17 protein-coding genes and 1 tRNA gene are annotated in these 19,359 nt (G+C 70.1%); 9 read left to right on the top strand and 9 right to left on the bottom strand.

Translation table 11 applies throughout. From position 1 onward, the window contains the following. Positions 1-285: 285 nt before the first annotated feature. The 9 genes from BM051_RS12560 to dnaA all read right to left on the bottom strand — a co-directional run bounded on the left by BM051_RS12560 (position 286) and on the right by dnaA (position 12,606). Positions 286-359: transfer RNA gene (locus BM051_RS12560), tRNA-Ile, on the bottom strand. Between the two features lie 48 nt (positions 360-407). Continuing rightward, positions 408-1,139 carry a DUF3566 domain-containing protein gene (locus BM051_RS12555; protein WP_166677659.1) on the bottom strand — a complete coding sequence of 244 codons (732 nt, stop codon included), beginning with the start codon at positions 1,137-1,139 and terminating at the stop codon, positions 408-410. A gap of 19 nt (positions 1,140-1,158) precedes the next feature. Continuing rightward, positions 1,159-3,657: a DNA gyrase subunit A gene (gene gyrA, locus BM051_RS12550; protein WP_092530246.1), complete on the bottom strand. Its 2,499-nt coding sequence runs from the start codon at positions 3,655-3,657 to the stop codon at positions 1,159-1,161. A gap of 54 nt (positions 3,658-3,711) precedes the next feature. Further along, positions 3,712-5,682: a DNA topoisomerase (ATP-hydrolyzing) subunit B gene (gene gyrB, locus BM051_RS12545; RefSeq protein ID WP_092530245.1), complete on the bottom strand. Its 1,971-nt coding sequence runs from the start codon at positions 5,680-5,682 to the stop codon at positions 3,712-3,714. Between the two features lie 217 nt (positions 5,683-5,899). After that, positions 5,900-6,451, bottom strand: coding sequence for a DciA family protein (locus tag BM051_RS12540; RefSeq protein WP_092530244.1), 552 nt, complete (start codon positions 6,449-6,451; stop codon positions 5,900-5,902). A gap of 238 nt (positions 6,452-6,689) precedes the next feature. Beyond that, complete coding sequence (recF, locus tag BM051_RS12535) at positions 6,690-7,844, bottom strand: DNA replication/repair protein RecF (protein WP_092530243.1); 1,155 nt, start codon at positions 7,842-7,844, stop codon at positions 6,690-6,692. A gap of 42 nt (positions 7,845-7,886) precedes the next feature. After that, complete coding sequence (gnd, locus tag BM051_RS12530) at positions 7,887-8,777, bottom strand: phosphogluconate dehydrogenase (NAD(+)-dependent, decarboxylating) (protein ID WP_092530242.1); 891 nt, start codon at positions 8,775-8,777, stop codon at positions 7,887-7,889. 91 nt (positions 8,778-8,868) lie between these two features. Next, entirely contained in the window at positions 8,869-10,002 is a 1,134-nt protein-coding gene (gene dnaN, locus BM051_RS12525) for a DNA polymerase III subunit beta (RefSeq protein WP_092530241.1), read from the bottom strand. A gap of 939 nt (positions 10,003-10,941) precedes the next feature. Further along, positions 10,942-12,606: a chromosomal replication initiator protein DnaA gene (gene dnaA, locus BM051_RS12520; protein WP_092530240.1), complete on the bottom strand. Its 1,665-nt coding sequence runs from the start codon at positions 12,604-12,606 to the stop codon at positions 10,942-10,944. 589 nt (positions 12,607-13,195) lie between these two features. Between dnaA and rpmH the strand changes: the two genes are divergently transcribed. The 9 genes from rpmH to BM051_RS12475 all read left to right on the top strand — a co-directional run bounded on the left by rpmH (position 13,196) and on the right by BM051_RS12475 (position 19,353). After that, a complete protein-coding gene (gene rpmH / locus BM051_RS12515; protein WP_092530239.1) occupies positions 13,196-13,333 on the top strand; it encodes a 50S ribosomal protein L34 in 138 nt (45 codons plus the stop codon). A gap of 25 nt (positions 13,334-13,358) precedes the next feature. Continuing rightward, on the top strand, positions 13,359-13,760 hold the full coding sequence (gene rnpA / locus BM051_RS12510) for a ribonuclease P protein component (RefSeq protein WP_092530238.1): 402 nt from the start codon (positions 13,359-13,361) through the stop codon (positions 13,758-13,760). Continuing rightward, the gene (gene yidD, locus BM051_RS12505; protein ID WP_092530237.1) at positions 13,757-14,092 is read left to right on the top strand and encodes a membrane protein insertion efficiency factor YidD; all 336 of its coding nucleotides are present in this window, start codon (positions 13,757-13,759) and stop codon (positions 14,090-14,092) included. The genes rnpA and yidD overlap by 4 nt, the downstream gene beginning before the upstream one ends. A 4-nt stretch (positions 14,093-14,096) precedes the next feature. Continuing rightward, positions 14,097-15,236, top strand: a complete 1,140-nt coding sequence (yidC, locus tag BM051_RS12500; protein WP_092530236.1) for a membrane protein insertase YidC — start codon at positions 14,097-14,099, stop codon at positions 15,234-15,236. Between the two features lie 27 nt (positions 15,237-15,263). Next, positions 15,264-15,836, top strand: coding sequence for a Jag family protein (locus BM051_RS12495; RefSeq protein ID WP_092530235.1), 573 nt, complete (start codon positions 15,264-15,266; stop codon positions 15,834-15,836). 257 nt (positions 15,837-16,093) lie between these two features. Continuing rightward, entirely contained in the window at positions 16,094-16,762 is a 669-nt protein-coding gene (rsmG, locus tag BM051_RS12490; protein ID WP_092530234.1) for a 16S rRNA (guanine(527)-N(7))-methyltransferase RsmG, read from the top strand. A 68-nt stretch (positions 16,763-16,830) separates the two neighbouring features. After that, positions 16,831-17,757 (top strand): ParA family protein, encoded by a 927-nt coding sequence (locus BM051_RS12485; RefSeq protein WP_092530233.1) that lies wholly within the window; start codon positions 16,831-16,833, stop codon positions 17,755-17,757. Continuing rightward, the gene (locus BM051_RS12480; protein WP_092530232.1) at positions 17,754-18,755 is read left to right on the top strand and encodes a ParB/RepB/Spo0J family partition protein; all 1,002 of its coding nucleotides are present in this window, start codon (positions 17,754-17,756) and stop codon (positions 18,753-18,755) included. Before BM051_RS12485 ends, BM051_RS12480 begins: the two co-directional genes overlap by 4 nt. Positions 18,756-18,924: 169 nt before the next feature. After that, a complete protein-coding gene (locus tag BM051_RS12475) occupies positions 18,925-19,353 on the top strand; it encodes a YciI family protein (RefSeq protein ID WP_092530231.1) in 429 nt (142 codons plus the stop codon). Positions 19,354-19,359 lie beyond the last annotated feature (6 nt).

Below are 19,359 nucleotides of genomic sequence, written 5' to 3'. Positions count from 1 at the left end.
CGAGCGAGCACAGCGAGCGAAGCGCCCAAGAAGGCGCCAAGGCCAAGCACGCACACCCCCGCAGCCAACACACCCGGCGAGCCCACCGACCCCGGGCGTGGCCCCAGCGAGCGAGCGCCAGCGAGCGAAGCGACCAAGGGAACCGCTGGTTCACGACCAACGTCACCAGCGCTCGCCCAAGGTGAGGAGCTCGCACCGTGGGGGGTGTGGGGGGCTCGGCCCCCCACAGCGAAACAAGGACTTGGGAAGGTGGCGCGACAGCGCCACCGAACAAGCAACCGGAAGTGGGCCCAGGAGGACTTGAACCTCCGACCTCTTCGTTATCAGCGAAGCGCTCTAACCGCCTGAGCTATGGGCCCGGAACGGTGACAAGGTTACCGGATGGCGTGGCGGGGGTCGTCACCGGGTTACTCGCGTTCGGAGAGGGTGACCTCCAGGCCGCCGGCGAGGTCGGCGGACACGTTGTAGATGAACGCGCTGACCGTGGCCAGCGCCGAGATGAGCACGATGTTGATGGCGCCGACGACCGCGGCGATGCTGAACACGCGGCCGACGCTGATCAGCGGATCGCCGGTGGCCTCCGGGCCCTCCCCCTGGACCAGGGAGGTGTAGGTGCCGTTCAGCTTGTCCCACACGCCCATGCCGTCGAGCACGGTGTACAGCACGCCGACGGCGACCAACCAGATGAAGAACAACGCGACGCCCAGCACGAGCGACAGCTTCAGCACCGACCACGGGTCGAACCGCTTGATCTGCAGGTTCGCCCGGCGCGGGCCGCGGCCGGGGCGGCGCAACGCGGACGGCGTGGCCCTGCCCTTGAGCCCGGCACCGGGTCGTTGCGTCGACTCGTCGCGGCCGGTGGGCGGGGCGCCGCCGAACAGCCGGTTCGCCGCGGTGCCGGTGACCACCGGCTGCTCGACCCGCGTCGTGGCCTCCGGGTCACCCTGCCCGGGGTAGCCCGCGGCACCCTCGGTGGGCAGCTGCCCGGCCGACCACCGGTCGCCGTAGCCGTCGACGCGGGTCTGCTCCTCCGGCTCGGCCTCCGGCACACCGTTTCCACTGTCCTTGGCCACCCGCTGCCAGGGCGGCGTGTCCGCCCCGGTCGCGGCGCGCGGCTCGGAGTTGTCAGGTGGTGTCACGCGTCAGTCCCCTACCGGCTCACTGCTTCGGCGTCTCGTCTTCACCTTCGACGACGTTCGAGGGCTCGTCGGCGTTGCGCGCCACGGCGAGGAGCGTGGTGCCCTCGTCGAGGTTCATCAGCCGAACTCCCTTGGTCTGCCGCCCTGCCTTGCGCACCTGCTTCGCCGCGGTGCGGATGACACCGCCGCTGGAGGTGATCGCGTACAGCTCGTCGTCCTCGTCGACGATGAGCGCACCCACCAGCCTGCCACGTTTCCGGTCGTGCTGAAGGGTCAGTACGCCCTTGCCGCCGCGGCCCTGCACCGGGTAGTCCTCGATCGGCGTGCGCTTGGCGTACCCGCGGTCGGTGGCGACCAGCAGGTAGGTGTTCGCCTTGACCACGCCGACGGCCAGCAGCTCGTCGCCGTCGTTGAACCGCATCCCGAGCACCCCGGACGTGGCCCGGCCCATCGGCCGCAGCGTCTCGTCGGAGGCGTGGAAGCGGATCGACTGGCCATCCGCCGACACCAGCAGCAGGTCGTCGTCCGCGGACGCCAGCACCGCGCCGACCAGCTCGTCACCCTCGCGCAGGTTCACCCCGATCAGCCCGCCGGACCGGCTGGAGTCGAACTCGGCCAGTCGGGTCTTCTTGACCAGGCCCCGCTTGGTGGCCAGCACCAGGTACGGCGCCACCTCGTAGTTCTTGATCTGGATGACACTGGCGATGTGCTCGTCCGGCTGGAACGCCAGCAGGTTCGCCACGTGCTGGCCGCGGGCGTTGCGGTTGGCCTCGGGCAGGTCGTAGGCCTTCGCCCGGTACACCCGGCCCTTGTTGGTGAAGAACAGGATCCAGTCGTGCGTGGAGCACACGAAGAAGTGCTGCACGATGTCGTCCTGCTTGAGGGTCGCGCCCTGCACTCCCTTGCCGCCGCGCTTCTGCGACCGGTACAGGTCGGTCTTGGTCCGCTTCGCGTAGCCGGTGCGGGTGATGGTCACCACCACGTCCTCGACCGCGATGAGGTCCTCGACCGACACCTCGCCGCCGAACGGGATGATCTTGGTGCGCCGCTCGTCGCCGTACTTGTCGACGATCTCGCTCAGCTCGTCGCGGACGATCGTGCGCTGCCGCTCGGGCTTGTCCAGGATGTCCTTGTAGTCGGCGATCTCCGCCTCGAGCTTGGCGAGGTCGTCGACGATCTTCTGCCGCTCCAGCGCGGCGAGCCGGCGCAGCTGCATGTCCAGGATCGCGGTGGCCTGGATCTCGTCGATGTCGAGGAGCTCCATCAGGCCGGGGCGGGCCTCGTCGGCCGACGGCGAGCGCCGGATCAGCGCGATGACCTCGTCGAGGTGGTCGAGCGCCTTGACCAGGCCGCGCAGGACGTGGGCGCGTTCCTCGGCCTTGCGCAGCCGGTACCGGGTGCGCCGGACGATGACCTCGATCTGGTGCTTCACGTAGTGCCGCACCAGCTGGTCCAGCCGCAGCGTCCGCGGCACCTGGTCGACCAGGGCCAGCATGTTGACGCCGAAGTTGTACTGCAGCTGGGTGTGTTTGTAGAGGTTGTTCAGCACGACCTTGGCCACCGCGTCCCGCTTCAGCGTGATCACGATGCGCATGCCGCTGCGGCTGTTGCTCTCGTCGGCGATGTCGGCGATGCCGGTGATCTTGCCGTCGCGGTGCAGCGCGGCGATGCTCTCCACCAGGTTGTCCGGGTTGACCTGGTACGGCAGCTCGGTGACGACCAGGGTGGTGCGTCCCTTGACGTCCTCCTCGACCTCGATCACCGCGCGCATCCGGATGGAGCCGCGGCCGGTGCGGTAGGCCTCCTCGATGCCGGAGGTGCCGAGGATGAGGCCCTTGGTCGGGAAGTCCGGTCCCTTGATCCGCTGCAGCAGCGCGGCGAGCAGCTCGTCGTCGCTGGCCCCGGGGTTGTCCAGCGCCCAGACGACGCCGTCGGCGACCTCGCGCAGGTTGTGCGGCGGGATGTTGGTCGCCATCCCGACCGCGATCCCGGAGCCACCGTTGACCAGCAGGTTCGGGATGCGGCTCGGCAGGACGTCCGGCTCCTGGGTGCGGCCGTCGTAGTTGTCCGAGAAGTCGACGGTCTCCTCGTCGATGTCCCGCAGCATCTCCATGGCCAGCGGGTCGAGGCGGCACTCGGTGTACCGCATCGCGGCGGCCGGGTCGTTGCCCGGGGACCCGAAGTTGCCCTGGCCGTCGATCAGCGGGTACCGCAACGACCACCGCTGGGCCAGCCGCACCAGCGCGTCGTAGATGGCCGAGTCACCGTGCGGGTGGTAGTTGCCCATCACGTCGCCGACCACGCGCGAGCACTTGTTGTACCCGCGGTCGGGCCGGAACCCCGAGTCGTACATCGAGTACAGGACCCGGCGGTGGACCGGCTTGAGCCCGTCGCGCACGTCCGGCAGCGCCCGGGACACGATCACGCTCATCGCGTAGTCGATGTAGGAGCGCTGCATCTCCTGCTGGATGTCGACCGGTTCGACGCGGTCGTGATCCGGCGGCAAGGTTTCGGTCATCTCGTCCTTCTCGGGGAAAGAGTGCTGGGCGAGCGGGGCGGGGAGCGGGCTGGGTCAGACGTCCAGGAAGCGGACGTCCTTGGCGTTGCGGGTGATGAACGACCGGCGGGCTTCGACGTCCTCCCCCATCAGCACGGAGAACAGCTCGTCGGCGGTGGCCGCGTCGTCCAGGGTGACCTGCAGCAGCACCCGGTTCGCGGGGTCCATGGTGGTCTCCCACAGCTCCTCGGCGTTCATCTCGCCGAGACCCTTGTACCGCTGGATCGCGTCGTCCTTCGGCAGCTTCTTGCCGGCCTTCACACCGGCCTCGAGCAGCCCGTCGCGCTCCCGGTCGGTGTAGGCGTACTCCGGCTCCGCCCGCGGCCACTTGATCTTGTACAGCGGCGGTTGGGCGAGGTAGACGTGCCCGTGCTCGATCAGCGGCCGCATGAACCGGAACAGCAGCGTGAGCAACAGCGTTCGGATGTGCTGGCCGTCGACGTCGGCGTCGGCCATCAGCACGATCTTGTGGTAACGCAGCTTGTTGATGTCGAACTCGTCGTGGATGCCGGTGCCCAGCGCGGTGATCAGCGACTGGACCTCGTTGTTCTTGAGGACCTTGTCGATCCGCGCCTTCTCCACATTGATGATCTTGCCGCGGATCGGCAGGATCGCCTGGAACATCGAGTCGCGGCCCTCCTTGGCCGAGCCGCCCGCGGAGTCGCCCTCGACGATGTAGAGCTCGCACTCCTCCGGGTTGGTGGAGCGGCAGTCCTTGAGCTTGCCGGGCAGGCCGCCGATGTCCAGCGCGCCCTTGCGGCGGACCAGGTCACGGGCCTTGCGGGCGGCCAGCCGGGCCTGCGCGCTGGACACCGCCTTGTTGATGATCGTCCTGGCCTCGCTGGGGTTGCGCTCGAACCAGTCCGCCAACCACTCGTTGCACTTGGTCTGCACGAACGACTTCGCCTCGCTGTTGCCCAGCTTGGTCTTGGTCTGCCCCTCGAACTGCGGCTCGGCCAGCTTCACCGAGACGATCGCCGCGAGGCCCTCCCGCACGTCGTCGCCGGTGAGGTTGGCTTCCTTCTCCTTGAGCAGCTTCTTGTCCCGGGCGTAGGCGTTCACCACGCGGGTCAGCGCGGCGCGGAAGCCCTCCTCGTGCGTGCCGCCCTCGTGGGTGTTGATCGTGTTGGCGAAGGTGTAGACCGACGGCGTGAAGCCGTTGTTCCACTGCATCGCCACCTCGACGTGCATCCCGTCGCCCTCGGACTCGAACGAGATGACGCTCTTGTGGATCGGCTCCCTGCTGCCGTTGATGTGCCGGACGAAGTCCTCGAGCCCACCGGGGTAGTAGTAGGTGCGCTCCGCGACGTAGGCCTTCTTGCCCTCGGCGTCCTCGGTCTCCTCACCCTCGGCGACCTCCCGCTCGTCGTACAGCACGATGGTGAGGCCCTTGTTCAGAAACGCCATCTCCTGCAGCCGCCGCGCGATGGTCTCGGCGCTGTAGTGGGTGGTCTCGAAGATGTCCGGGTCGGCCCAGAAGGTGACGCTGGTGCCGGTGCGGTCGGTGGGACCACGGTCGATCAGCTCGCCGGGCTTGGACCGGTCGTAGTGCTGGGTCCAGATCCTGCCGCCGTAGTGGATCTCCGCGTCGAGCGCCGTGGACAGCGCGTTCACCACGGACACGCCCACGCCATGCAGGCCGCCGGAGACCGCGTAGGACTCGCTGTCGAACTTGCCGCCCGCGTGCAGTTGGGTGAGCACGATCTCCAGGGTCGGCTTGCGATGGACCGGGTGCATGTCCACCGGGATGCCCCGGCCGTCGTCGACCACCCGGACCCCGCCGTCGGCCATCAGGGTGACCTCGACCCTCGTCGCGTACCCCGCCATGGCCTCGTCGACCGAGTTGTCAACGACTTCCTGGACCAGGTGATGCAGGCCACGTTCACCGGTGGAGCCGATGTACATGCCCGGGCGCTTCCGGACCGCTTCCAGGCCCTCGAGCACGGTGATGGAGGACGCGCTGTACTCGTTCTTCTTGGCTGCCACCGGCCTGCTTTCTCCTCGTCTCGCCCAAGTGGGGACGCTCACTGCCTCCATCGTACTTGGCCACGTCCGCTCACATGCACCAAGGACCCGGCTGATTTGCTCACAGAGCCACGAACGCGAACATACCCGCGTTCGACCGCCTCGGAGTCGAACGACAGGCTTCTTTGGGCCAATGTCGCGGTTGCCGTCCCTCGTGCCGGGAGTGGCCGGGCAGGGGTCAGCCGTAGGTGTCGCGCGGACCGCGGCCGGAGATGTGCCGCGGCCCCTTGCGCCAGCTCGGCGCGGTCGGCCCCTGGATCCGCATCCGCCGTACCACGCCGTTGCCCACCGCTCCGGCGATCTTCACCAGCAGCTGGCCCTGCAGCAACCGCAGCTGGGTCGCCCATGCGGTGGAACTGGCCCGGACGGTCAACTCGCCGTCCCGCAGCGCCACCGGCTGCGCGTGCTCGGCGACCTCGGCGCCGACCAGCCGGGCCCAGTGCCCGAACACGTGGCCGTGGGCGAGCTGCCCGTTCCAACCGCGCTCGACCGCCAGCCGGGAGGCGAGCCGGCCCAGCGGCTGCGGATCACGCGCGTCAACGCCGGCACCGGACCACCGCCGCCGGCGCGGGTCCTGCCGCAGCACGGACGACCCGGTGCCGCCGGCCCGTGCCGGGCGCCGCACCCCGGGCTCGGCGCCGCGAGCCCGCGCCTTCTCCCTGGCCGCCTCCAGCGCGGCCTTGGCGAGGTCTCGCCCACGCGCGCCCTGGCCGGGAGGCTGTGGACCCACCGGGGACCCCGGCTCCTCGTTCGGCCCAGCGGGGGTGTTACGCTCGGTGCCCTCCTGGGGTTCCTCGGGCTGGCGATTACGCTGCCGAGGCGAACGAACACCCTCTTTTGGCCCCGTGGTTACCCGCGGCGATAACTCTTTCACCGTGTTATCCACACTATCCACAGGGTTGTCCCCAGATTGGTGAGAACTGGGTGTGCGCGCGGTCACCCCCCGTGCCCTTCTCGATCCCGGCCGGTCAGCCACGTCGCACCCCTTCCGCCGACACCTGGTAGCGCACCCCGTCGAGCTCGGTCGGTACGTCCTCGTCCACCGCCGCCGTCACCAGCACCTGCTCGGCGCCGGCAGCGACCTCGGCCAGCCGCGCCCTTCGCCGCTTGTCCAGCTCGGCGAACACGTCGTCGAGCAGCAGCACCGGCTCCCCGGACTCGGCCCGCAACAGCTCGTAGGATCCCAGCCGCAGGGCGAGCGCGAACGACCACGACTCGCCGTGGCTGGCGTAACCCTTCGCCGGCGCCTCGCCGAGCGTCAGCTCCAACTCGTCCCGATGTGGTCCCACCAGGCTCACCCCGCGCTCCAGGTCCGCCTCGCGCGACGCGCCGAGCGCGGTGCGGAGGATCTCCGCGAGCCGGTCGACGTCGGCCCGCTCGCCGCCGGCCACCCCGTACTCCGCGGGGAGCGCCGCGCCGAGGCTGGAACGGTAGCCGATCGTGGCCGGCACGGAGTCCGGAGCGACGCCGGCATAGGCCGCGGCGGTGTGCGGACCGAGGTCGGCGACCAGGTCCAGCCGGCCGACGAGCAGCTGCGCGCCGGCGGCGGCGAGGTGGTTGTCCCACACGTCCAGTGTGGACAGCGCGTACGGGTCGTCGCGGCCGCCACGCCGTTTGCCCGCGGTCTTCAGCAGGGCGTTGCGCTGCCGGAGCACCTTCTCGTAGTCGGTCCGCACCCCGGCGAACCGCGGCGCCCGCTGCACCAGCAGCTCGTCGAGGAACCGCCGCCGCTCGCCGGGGTCGCCGCGCACCAGCGCCAGGTCCTCCGGCGCGAACAGCACGGTGCGCAGGATGCCGAGCACGTCCCGCGGCCGGCCGACCGCGCCACGGTTGACCCTCGCCCGGTTGGCCCGGCCCGGCGCGATCTCCAGCTCGACGGTGAGCTCCCGCCCCTCGTTGACCACCGCGGCGCGCACCAGTGCCCGATCACAGCCGTGCCGGACCAGCGGGGTGTCGGTGGCCACCCGGTGCGACCCGAGCGTGGACAGGTAGCCGATCGCCTCGAGCAAATTCGTCTTGCCGCGGCCGTTCGGCCCCACCATGACGGTCGGGCCGGGCGTCAGCGGCAGGTCGAGCAGCTCCCACGAGCGGAAGTCGGTGACCTGCAGATGCCGTAGGTACATGGCTCACCGGCCGCACCGGTGGCACGTGGCCAGCACCGCCAACTACTCGCCGACCTTCCGCACGGCGTGGCCGCCGAACTGGTTGCGCAGCGCGGCGACCGCGCGCATCGCCGCGGAGTCCTCCTGCCGGGAGGCGAACCGGGCGAACAGCGCGGCGGAGATGACCGGCGCCGGCACCGAGTTGTTGATCGCCTCCTCGAGGGTCCACCGGCCCTCGCCGGAGTCCTCGACGTAACCCTCGAGGTCGTCCAGCTCGGGGTCCTCGTCGAGCGCGCGCACCAGGAGCTCGAGCAGCCACGAGCGGACCACGGTGCCGCGCTGCCAGCCCTTGATCACCTGGGGCACGTTGTCGACCATCTTCGCGGCCTCGAGCAGCTCGAACCCTTCGGCGTAGGCCTGCATCAGGCCGTACTCGATGCCGTTGTGCACCATCTTCGCGTAGTGCCCCGCGCCCACCGAGCCGGCGTGCGAGAAGCCCTCCTCCCGCGGCCCCTCCGGGCGGAGCGCGTCGAAGATCGGCATGGCCCTGGCGACGTCGGACTCGGCGCCGCCGACCATCAGACCGTAGCCGTTCTCCCGGCCCCACACCCCGCCGGACACACCGACGTCGAGGTAGCCGATCCCCTTGGCGGCGAGCAGCTCCGCGTTGATCTTGTCGTCGGTGAACTTGGAGTTGCCACCGTCGATGAGCAGGTCGCCCTCGCGCAGCAGCTCGCTGAACTCGACGACCGTCTGCCGGGTGGGCTCGCCGGCCGGCACCATGACCCACACGATCCGCGGCGAATCCAGCCGGTCCACCAGCTCGGCCAACGATCCGGTGTCGCTCACCTCGGGGTTGCGGTCGTAGCCGACCACCTCGTGCCCGGCGGCGCGCAGCCGCTCGCGCATGTTGAACCCCATCTTGCCGAGGCCGACAAGTCCCAGCTGCACCATCAAGACTCCCCTGTGTCGATTGGCCTCTGTTGGTCGGTCTGACCGCGGCCGACCGGTGTGTTCGGCGTCCTTGTCCGGAGCGATGCCGGGGTCAGCCCGGCAGGCGCACCGGCATCAGCAGGTAGAGGTACCCGGGCACGACCTGTCCCTCGGCGTCCGCCGGCTTGATCAGCGCCGGGCGGTTCGGCGTGGTGAAGGTGAGCTCGGCGCGGTCGGAGTGCAGCGCGCCCAGCCCGTCGACGAGGTACCCGGGGTTGAACGCGATCGTGACCGGCTCGCCCTCGTAGTCCACCGGCAGCTCCTCCTCGGCGCTGCCCTCGTCGTCGCCGCCGGCGGAGAGCCGCAGCGAGGCGTCGCCGAACTCCAGCCGCACCTGCGTGCCCCGCTCGGCCACCAGCGAAACGCGCTTGATCGACTCGGTGAGCGCCGACACGTCCAGGACCGCGCGCGAGGTGTGCTGCGCGGGCAGCAGCTGGCGATAGGGCGGGAACTCGGCGTCGAGCAGCCGGGTGGTGGTGTACCGGCCGGAGCCGGACAGGCCGAGCAGGCCCTCGCCGCTGGCCAGCGCGACCCGCACGGTGGACCCGCTGGTGCCGAGCGACTTCGCCGCGTCGGCGAGGGTGCGGGCGGGCACCAGCACCGCGGCGTCGGTGAGGTTCTCGGCGGGCTGCCAGGTGAACTCGCGCATGGCGAGCCGGAAGCGGTCGGTGGCGACGAGGGTGAGCGTGTCGCCGGAGATCTCCAGGCGCATGCCGGTGAGCATGGGCAGCGTGTCGTCGCGGCCGGCGGCGACGGCGACCTGGGTCACCGCCTGGCCGAAGGCCTCGCCGGCCACCTCGCCGGCGAGCGCGGGTTGGGCCGGCAGCTGCGGGTAGTCCTCCACCGGCATGGTCGGGAGGCTGAACCGGGCACTGCCGCAGGTGATCGTGGCGCGGGCGCCGTCGACGGCGATCTCCACCGGCTGGGCGGGCAGCGCCTTGGTGATGTCGGCCAGCAGCCGGCCGGAGACGAGGGTGCGGCCGCCGTCGGCGATCGTGGCCGGGACGCCGACGGTGGCGGAGACCTCGTAGTCGAATCCCGACACGGTGAGCGCGTCGCCGTCACCGTCGTCCCCGGCGTCGAGCAGCACGCCGCCGAGCACGGGCACCGGCGGCCTGGACGGCAGGCTGCGAGCGACCCAGGCCACGGCGTCGGCAAGCCCGTCCCGCTCGACGCGGATCTTCATGTGCCCATCCTTTCGACGGCCGAGCCGTTGGGCTCGAAAGATCGACAAACGGCCGGGCCCGTGGTCGGGCGGCCGTGGGCGGTGAGGCGGACGGGCCCCGACCGCGACGGCGCCGCCGGCGGCGGCCCCGGTGTGTGGACTTCCACGTTAGAGCGTGACCCGCCAGCCCGTCATCCGGGCCTCGCGATCGACTTGTCGGCTTCTGTCCGCTCGGCGTTCACGTGTCCCCAACCTCGCGTCCCCGCTGTTTTTCTTTTTTCTTCTTCGAAGAAGAGCTTTCCAGTGACAGTAGTAAGGGCTGTGGGTTGTGTGGACAGGTGGCGTCCGCGCTGCTCCGAGCGGGCGGCCGGCTGTGGACACCGGTGGTGGCGGTTCGGTGGACAGCTGACCGCCCCCGTGGAGAACTTCTGGCGACCCACAGGCCGTCCACACTTCTCCACGGCTGTCCACACGTCTGTCCCCAGCTGTGGGTCGACCTGTACCCAGGGCGTCCACGGGCTTGTGGCGCCTGGGATTCCCTCTGCGGAGGGACACGGCGACGCGAAGCGTCTCCGTTTGGGCGGTGGGTGGGCGACGGGTGGGCGAGCCGAAACGCCGAACGTGGCGCGGATCTCTGCGGCGCGCGGCGCGTTTTCCTTGCCAGACCGGCACTTCCGGCCTTCGCTCGATGCCGAGTGGGCGTGCCGGCGGGGCTTCGAACGCACCAGGCAAGGGCACACGCGGCGACGGTGGCACCGCTCGAGACGGCACTCACATAGATAAGGAGAAGAGAGGTGAGCCCGGCTCGGGCGTCGGCACTCACTCGCTGGGGCGGGCGATCGCGCCGGACATCGAGTGCCGAGGGTGCCGGTGAGGCTGGACAACATCGCCCTGGACGGCTCAGCCCGACCTGTTACTCCGCGCGTGAGGCGAGCACTGAACGGCACGCCTCGAACGGCGCTACTGGCGGGCGCGCTGCTTGATCCGGGAGGTCAGCTCCTGCACCTGGTCGTAGATGCGGCGCCGCTCGGCCATCTCCTTGCGGATCTTCTTGTCCGCGTGCATGACCGTGGTGTGGTCGCGGCCGCCGAAGGTCTGGCCGATCCGCGGCAGTGACATGTCGGTGAGCTCGCGGCACAGGTACATCGCGATCTGCCGGGCGGTGGCCAACGCCTTCGTCTTGCCCGGTCCGCACAGGTCCTCCATCGTCACGTCGAAGAACTCGGCGGTGACGCCCATGATCGTCGGCGCGCTGATCTCCGGCGCCTGCGAGTCGGGGATCAGGTCGCGCAGCACGATCTCGGCGAGCCCGACGTCCACCGGCTGCTGGTTCAGCGACGCGAACGCCGTCACCCGGATCAGCGCGCCCTCGAGCTCCCGGATGTTCGCCTCGATCCGCGCCGCGATGAACTCCAGCACCTCACCGGGCACGGCGAGCCGGTCCTGTGCGGCCTTCTTCCGCAGGATCGCGATGCGGGTCTCCAGCTCCGGCGGCTGGATGTCGGTGATCAACCCCCACTCGAACCGCGTGCGCAGCCGGTCCTCCAGCGTCTCCAACCGCTTCGGCGGGCGGTCGGAGGACACCACGATCTGCTTGTTCGCGTTGTGCAACGTGTTGAAGGTGTGGAAGAACTCCTCCTGGGTCCCTTCCTTGCCCTCCAGGAACTGGATGTCGTCGACCAGCAGGATGTCGATGTCGCGGTAGCGCCGCTGGAACGCGACCTTCCGGTCGTCGCGCAGCGAGTTGATGAAGTCGTTGGTGAACTCCTCGGTCGACACGTACCGGACGCGCATCCCGGGGAACAACCGCTGGGCGTAGTGGCCGACGGCGTGCAGCAGGTGCGTCTTGCCGAGCCCGGACTCCCCCCAGATGAACAGCGGGTTGTAGGCCCGTGACGGCGCCTCCGCCACCGCGACCGCCGCGGCGTGGGCGAACCGGTTGGACGCGCCGATGACGAACGTGTCGAAGGTGTACTTCTCGTTCAGCCGGGTCTTCGAGGTCTGTGGCTGCGCCGGCGCGGTGTAGGGCTGGCCGGCGATCGGTTGACCGGAGAACGTCGGCCAGATCTCGTGCACCGTGGCCAGCGCCTCGCCCTCCTCGTCGACCTCCTCCTCACCGTCGTCGGTGGTGTCGGCGCCGGGCATCGGCGGACCCGATGCCGGCATCGGGGCCCGCGGCGGCATGGCCGGGTGCTGCGCCTTGTGCTGCAGCACGGTGCGCTCCCCGTCCAACACCCCACTCGCCGGCAGCGGCGGCGCGGGCAGGTCGAGTCGCCCATCGTTGCCGGCTTCCACTCGGCTGGGGGACGGCGAGTACCGACCGGGTGTAGTTGTCGTGGTCGCTCCACTGGTGCCCGCGCCCTCGGTGGAGTCGACCTTGACGGCCAGCGACACGGCACGGCCGAGGCGGCGGGACAGCGCGTCGGTGATCGGGTCGCGCAGCGCGCGCTCGATCGCCTCCTTCGCGAAGTCGCTCGGCGCCGCGAGCAGCGCGGTGCCGTCGAGCAGACCGATCGGGCGGGTCACGCGCATCCACGCGCGCTGCTGCGGGGACAGTGTGCCGTCCGAGAGCTCGCGGACGACCTGCTCCCAGACGACGGCCAGGTTCATCTGGTGCTCGGACACCTGCTCCCCTCCCCTCAACGACTTCCGCGGACCCACCTGCGTCGACGTCGACGGTCGGGTCGGCAGGTCGCCCGGACACCCGCGCAGCAGGTATCCACATGGTTGTCCACATCTGTGCACTAATGTACGGCGTTCGAGCGGACGCCCTGACGTGACCTGTGGATAGACGGACGCCGGCCGGAGTCTCCCACTGTCCCGCCGAGCGACCGGGCGCGGGCACCCACCACGTATCCGGAGAAGGGGCACGCTAACAAGCCCCGCGTCCTGCCACAAGCCGTCCTGCGCGGCAAGGATTCCATGACATACGGCGTGTTGCCATTCGAGTGCTCCGAGGTGTCCTCCGAGGGGGACGGCGGTGGTTGCGCTGCGCGACACAGGGGCCGGTTTCAGTGTCACCGGGCCGGGTGCGTACCCTCGTAAGGTCTGCCGCCGACGGCGGGTCCGTTTCGCGTGCCCACGTCTTGCGAACATTGCGACTCGCTCGCGTGCCCGGATGCGCCTGTCAGGTAGGAGACACCACAGACCGACGTGCCGTGCGCACGACACGCCCGGCGACGGGCGTTGACGTCGAGACCAGGAGAGCTGAGCCGTGAGCAAGCGCACCTACCAGCCGAACAACCGCCGACGCGCGCGGACCCACGGGTTCCGGCTGCGGATGCGTACCCGGGCCGGACGCGCCATCCTCGCCGCCCGCCGCCGTAAGGGCCGCGCGCGGCTCTCCGCCTGATTGGCGTTCGACCGCGGGGCGCGGAGTGCTTCCCGCCAGCGCTCGCCTGAGGCGGAGTGAGGAGTTCCGCACGGTGATGCGAGGCGGCGCCCGGGCCGGGCGCCGCCGCCTCGTGCTGCACGCGCTTCCGGCCCCGGACACCAAGGCGGGTTTCGTGGTGAGCAAGGCCGTGGGCAACTCGGTGGTCCGGCACCGGGTGACTCGCCGGCTCCGGCACCTGGTCCGCGCCCGCCTCGGAACCCTGACCCGGGACAGCGCGTTGGTAGTACGGGCCTTACCGGCCGCGGCCACCGCCAGCAGCGCGGAGCTCGGCGCGGACCTCGACGCGGCGCTGCGCCGGCTGGGGCTGCTGCCGGCGCGCTCCGCCGGCGGTCCCGACGACTCCCGGCGCGTCGACGTCGGCACGGACAACGGACCATCGGTGTGAAGGACGAGCAGGCGACCGACGGCAGGGTCGGTACCCAGGGACCGCCGGGCGCGGCCCGGCCCGGGCCCGTGGCATGGGTGCTGCTGCTCCCGCTCCGGTTCTACCGCAGGTTCATCTCCCCCTATCTCCCCCCGAGCTGCCGGTTCCACCCCAGCTGCAGTACGTATGCGGTGCAGGCGCTGACCAGGTTCGGCGCCGCCCGCGGGTCGTATCTCGCGCTACGCCGGTTGCTGCGCTGCGGTCCGTGGACCTCGCCAGGCCGCGACCCGGTGCCGGAGACGTTCTCCTTCCGTCACCGCCCTCAGAGACCTGGTACATCTACCGAGGAGTAGCTCAGTGCTCGACTTCATCTACTACCCTGTGTCGTTCATCCTCTGGTGTTGGCACAAGGTCTTCGGGTTCGTCTTCGGCGAGGCCAGCGCGATCTCCTGGATCCTGGGGATCATCTTCCTGACGTTCACGGTCCGCGGCATCATGTTCAAGCCGTTCGTGAACCAGGTGCGGTCCATGAAGAAGATGCAGGACTTCGCACCCGAGATCAAGAAGATCCAGAAGAAGTACGGCAACGACCGGCAGCGCCAGGCGATGGAGATGCAGAAGCTCCAGCGCGAGCACGGCGTCAATCCCCTGGGCAGCTGTCTGCCGATGCTGCTGCAGATCCCGGTGTTCATCGGGCTGAACTGGGTGCTGCGGAACTTCCAGGCGGGTCGGGACAAGAACTACTTCTTCGACGCCGGAGGCGTCGAGTCCTACGTCAACGCGAAGATCTTCGGGGTCAACCTCGGTGACGCCATCCACCACGCGTCCATGATGGGCGGGACCGGCCAGAGTGGATGGCACTGGGACGTGGCGCCGGTGGCGGTTCCGCTGATGATCGTCGCCAGCATCGCGACGCACTTCACCGCGCGGCATTCGGTCGCCCGCCAGAACCCGGCCTCCGCGACGCAGCAGACCGCGGTGATGAACAAGCTGACGCTGTGGATCTTCCCGGCCGGCGTGCTGATCTTCGGTGCGTTCTTCCCGATCGGTCTGCTGCTCTACTGGCTGGCGAACAACGGCTGGACCCTGATGCAGCAGCGGCTGGTCTACACCAAGATCGACAAGGAAGAAGAGGCCAAGAAGGCGGAGGCGATGGAGAAGCGCACCGCCCTGGGCCCGAAGCCCGGCCAGAAGCCCCAGCCCGGCCAGAAGCCCCAGCCGGGCCAGAAGCCGAGCAAGCCGCAGGCCGGCCAGAAGCCCAAGGCGGGTCAGAAGCCCGCGCCGCAGTCGGGCCAGTCGGGTCAGTCGGCCCAGCAGAAGAAGCCGGGCGGCGCGCCGAACGGCCAGCGTGCCGGTGACGGCGGCGCGCCGAAGAACGGCAGCGCGAGCAAGGGCGGTAGTGGCACCAAGGGTGGTGGTGCGTGGGCGAAGAACGGGGGCGCCCTGCGCGGTTCCACCAACCAAGGCAAGAAGGCGCCGGGACGTAAGCGTCGCTGACGCCCCCGGGCCTGGGAGAGGAGAAACATGTCGGAGACGGTCGAGGCGGTCGACGCCGAACGGGACGAGGCAGTGACGGAACCAGCGGACACTGCCGGCGCGGACGAGGAGGTCGAGACGTCGGCGACGGACTCGGAGGACCTGTTGGTCCGGGAGGGCGACATCGCCGGGGACTACCTGGAGCGCCTGCTGGACCTGCTGGACTACGACGGTGACATCGACCTGGACGTGGAGGCTGGCCGGGCGGTGGTCAGCATCGACGGCGGGGACGACCTGGAGAAGCTGGTGGGCCCGCGGGGTAGCGTCCTGGAGGCGCTGCAGGAGCTCACCCGGCTCGCCGTGCAGCAGGAGACTGGAACGCGCAGCCGCTTGATGCTCGACATCGCCGGGTGGCGGGCGGCGCGCCGGGAGGAGTTGCGGGAGCTCGGGCGCTCGACGGCGGAGACGGTGCTGTCCACCGGTGAGCGGGTGCGGCTGCAGCCGATGAGCCCGTTCGAGCGCAAGGTGGTGCACGACGCCGTGGCGTCGATCGACGGCGTGCACAGCGAGAGCGAGGGCGAGGACCCGAAGCGGCGCGTGGTGGTGTTCCCGCAGTCGTAGCGGATCGGATCGCGTTGACGGGAAGCGCGGCCTACCGGAACTCCGGTGGGCCGCGCTTCGTCGTTCCGGCGCGTTTCACGTGAAACCGGCACCCGGTGTCCGCTCACGCAGTGGAGTTGTCCACACTTGCGGTCTGTCGCCCGGAATTGCGGCGCTCTTCCGGGACAATCGGACGCAGTCGGTTTCACGTGAAACTCGCGCGACCGCCGCCTCGGGCCGGCGGTCGCGACCCTCGACCGAGACGCGAGGAGTGATTGGTGGCCTTGGACGACGTCGACACCGCCGCCCCGCCGGCGGCGAGCGCCGTGTTCGGCGCGCGCCTTCCGCTGGCCGAGCGGTACGTCGACCTGCTCGCCCGGCACGGCGTCGAGCGGGGACTGATCGGGCCTCGCGAGGTCGACCGGCTGTGGGATCGGCACGTGCTGAACTCGGCCGTGCTGAGCGAGCGGGTACCGGTGAACGCGCGCGTGGTGGACGTGGGCTCCGGCGCCGGCCTTCCCGGTGTGCCGCTGGCGATTGCTCGCCCCGACCTCGATATCGTTCTCCTGGAGCCGATGGCGCGCCGGGTGGACTGGTTGGCCGAGGTGGCGGCGACGCTGGACCTCTCGGTCGTCGTTCTGCGTGGCCGGGCCGAGGAGCGCGCCGTTCGGAGCCGCCTCGCGGGAGCGGACGTCGTGACGGCTCGTGCCGTCGCTCCCCTGGCCCGCCTCGCGATGTGGTGCCTTCCGTTGCTCCGCCCGTCTGGTGTCCTGCTGGCGTTGAAGGGTGCGACCGCCGCGGAGGAAGTGGCCCGGGATCGGGACGCCGTCCGCCGTGTCGGTGGCTCCACTCCGACCGTGCTGCGGTGCGGGACGGACCTTCTCGTCACGCCCACCACCGTGGTCGAGATTCATCGGGTGGGGCACCGCAAGCAGAAGGAGCGATGAATGTTCCACGTGAAACCGCGCGCCTGCCGCGCGACCGAGACACCCCGACTAAGGAGGCGTAGCGCCCGGTGAATTTCCCATCCCCGCAGGACTCGCTGAGCACGAGCCACGACCTGGGCTGGACACCGATCGCGGAAGAGGCGGAACGCGCGGCGCGCGTTCTGCACCCGGACTACCAGCTTCCCCGCCCGAGGCGTCGCCGCGTCCTGACGGTCGCGAATCAGAAGGGCGGGGTCGGCAAGACGACCAGCGCGGTGAACCTCGCCGCCGGCTTGGCGCTGCACGGCCTCAAGACGCTCGTCATCGACCTCGACCCGCAGGGCAACGCGAGCACCGCGCTCAACGTGGAGCACCGCTCCGGCACCCCCTCGGTCTACGAGATGTTGCTCGGCGAGGTGTCGCTGGTGGATGCCGCGGCGGTCAGTGAGCAGTCCCCCAATCTGCTCTGCGTGCCGGCGACGATCGACCTCGCCGGCTCGGAGATCGAGCTGGTGTCCATGCAGTCCCGGGAGGCGCGGCTCAAGGAGGCGCTCTCCGATCACGCCCTCGACCAGCTCGGCGTCGACTACGTCTTCGTCGACTGCCCGCCGTCACTCGGCCTGCTCACGGTGAACGCGCTCGTGGCGGCGCGTGAGGTACTGATCCCCATCCAGTGCGAGTACTACGCGCTGGAGGGTCTCGGGCAGCTGCTCAGCAACATCGAGCTCGTCCAGCAACACCTCAACCGCGAGCTGTCGGTGTCGACCATCCTGCTCACCATGTACGACGGCAGGACCAAGCTCGCCGACCAGGTGACCCAGGAGGTCCGCCGGCACTTCGGTGAGGTCGTCCTGAAGACGGTGATCCCACGGAGCGTGAAGGTGTCGGAGGCCCCCGGCTACGGGCAGACCGTGTTGGCCTACGACCCGGGCTCCCGGGGCGCGATGAGCTATCTCGACGCCGCCCGTGAGGTGGCGGAGCGTGGTGCGGCGGAGAACCAGGAGGGCCGAGGATGAGCGAACGCAGGGGCGGCCTCGGGCGGGGATTGGCGGCGTTGATCCCCACCGGACCGGTGAACGGTGAGGGGGTCGCGAAGGCGGAGGTCCCGCTGGGAGCGGCGACGCGGGCCGGGGACAAGGAGCGGTTCGCGGCCAACGGCGAGGTGAAGCCTGACGGCGGCGAGGTGGCCGGCGCGGTCTACCGCGAGGTGCCGGTCGCCGCCATCAAGCCGAATCCCAGGCAGCCCCGGCAGGTCTTCGACGAGGAGGCGCTCGCCGAGCTGGAGCACTCGATCCGCGAGTTCGGCCTCATGCAGCCGATCGTCGTCCGGCAGCTGCCCGACGACGAGTACGAGCTGGTCATGGGCGAGCGGCGGTTGCGGGCCGCGCAGCAGGCCGGGCTCACCGAGATCCCGGCGATCGTGCGGCAGACCGCCGACGAGGCGATGCTGCGCGACGCCCTGCTGGAGAACATCCACCGGGTGCAGCTGAACCCGCTCGAGGAGGCGGCCGCCTACCAGCAGCTGTTGGACGAGTTCGAGGTGACGCACGAGGAGCTGGCCGCCAGGATCGGCCGGAGTCGGCCGGTCATCACCAACACCATCCGGCTGCTGAGGCTCCCGCTTCCCGTGCAACGCCGGGTGGCGGCGGGCGTGCTGTCCGCCGGACATGCCAGGGCGCTGCTCTCGCTCGACTCACCGGAGGCTCAGGAGGAGCTCGCCGCGCGGATCGTCGCCGAAGGGTTGTCCGTCCGGGCCACCGAGGAGGCGGTGACCCTCAGCAAGGGGGAGACCAAACCGAAGGCCAAGGCCGCCACCCGCAAACCCGTCCAGGCGCCGGGGTTGCAGGACCTCGCCGAGCGGCTCTCCGACACGTTCGACACCCGGGTGAAGGTCGACCTCGGCCGGCGGAAGGGGCGGATCGTGGTCGAGTTCGGCTCGGTCGACGATCTGGAGCGGATCGTGGCGATCATGGACCCGAAGCAGACAAATCGGACAGTAAATATCGAGGAGTGATCACACCGGGCCGTTTCGTCACGGTGATGATTGCTCCGCGCTCCGTCCTGGTGACCACTGGTAGTCGGCTGGGGATCTCGGGACGACGTGTCGATATGGCGGCTTCTCGTTCGACGGGACGGTAGCGGGGCCGCGAGCCGCTCCGCCAACCGGAAAGGAGAGCTGCCGTATGCGCTTCATCGTCCTGAGGAAGGCCGACGAGCGGACCGAGGCCGGCGAACCGCCCGAGCCCGAGCTTCTCGCCGCCATGACCGAGTACCAGTCGGAGATGGCGCGTGCCGGCGTGCTGCGGGCCGGCGCGGGGTTGAAGCCGAGCTCGGCCGGGATCCGGATCAAGTTCTCCCGCGGGAGGCCGACGGTGCTCGACGGTCCGTTCACGGAGACGAAGGAACTGATCGCCGGGTTCTCGGTCATCGAGGTCGAGTCCGAGGACGAGGCGATCGAGTGGCTTCGGCGGTGGCCGACGCTCGACGGCGGGGGTGAGGTCGAGCTGGAGCTCCGGCCGCTGTACGAGGTCGACGACTTCGGGCCGGCGGTCACCCCGGAGTTCCGGGAACTGCTCGACCAGCTGTGGGCGGGGACCGAGTCCGCGACGTAGTGGTGG

The sequence above is a fragment of the Amycolatopsis arida genome (assembly GCF_900115565.1).
Taxonomy (GTDB): domain Bacteria; phylum Actinomycetota; class Actinomycetes; order Mycobacteriales; family Pseudonocardiaceae; genus Yuhushiella; species Yuhushiella arida.
Note: the sequence above shows the minus strand (reverse complement) of the source record. Positions and strands in the feature narration are given on the sequence as shown.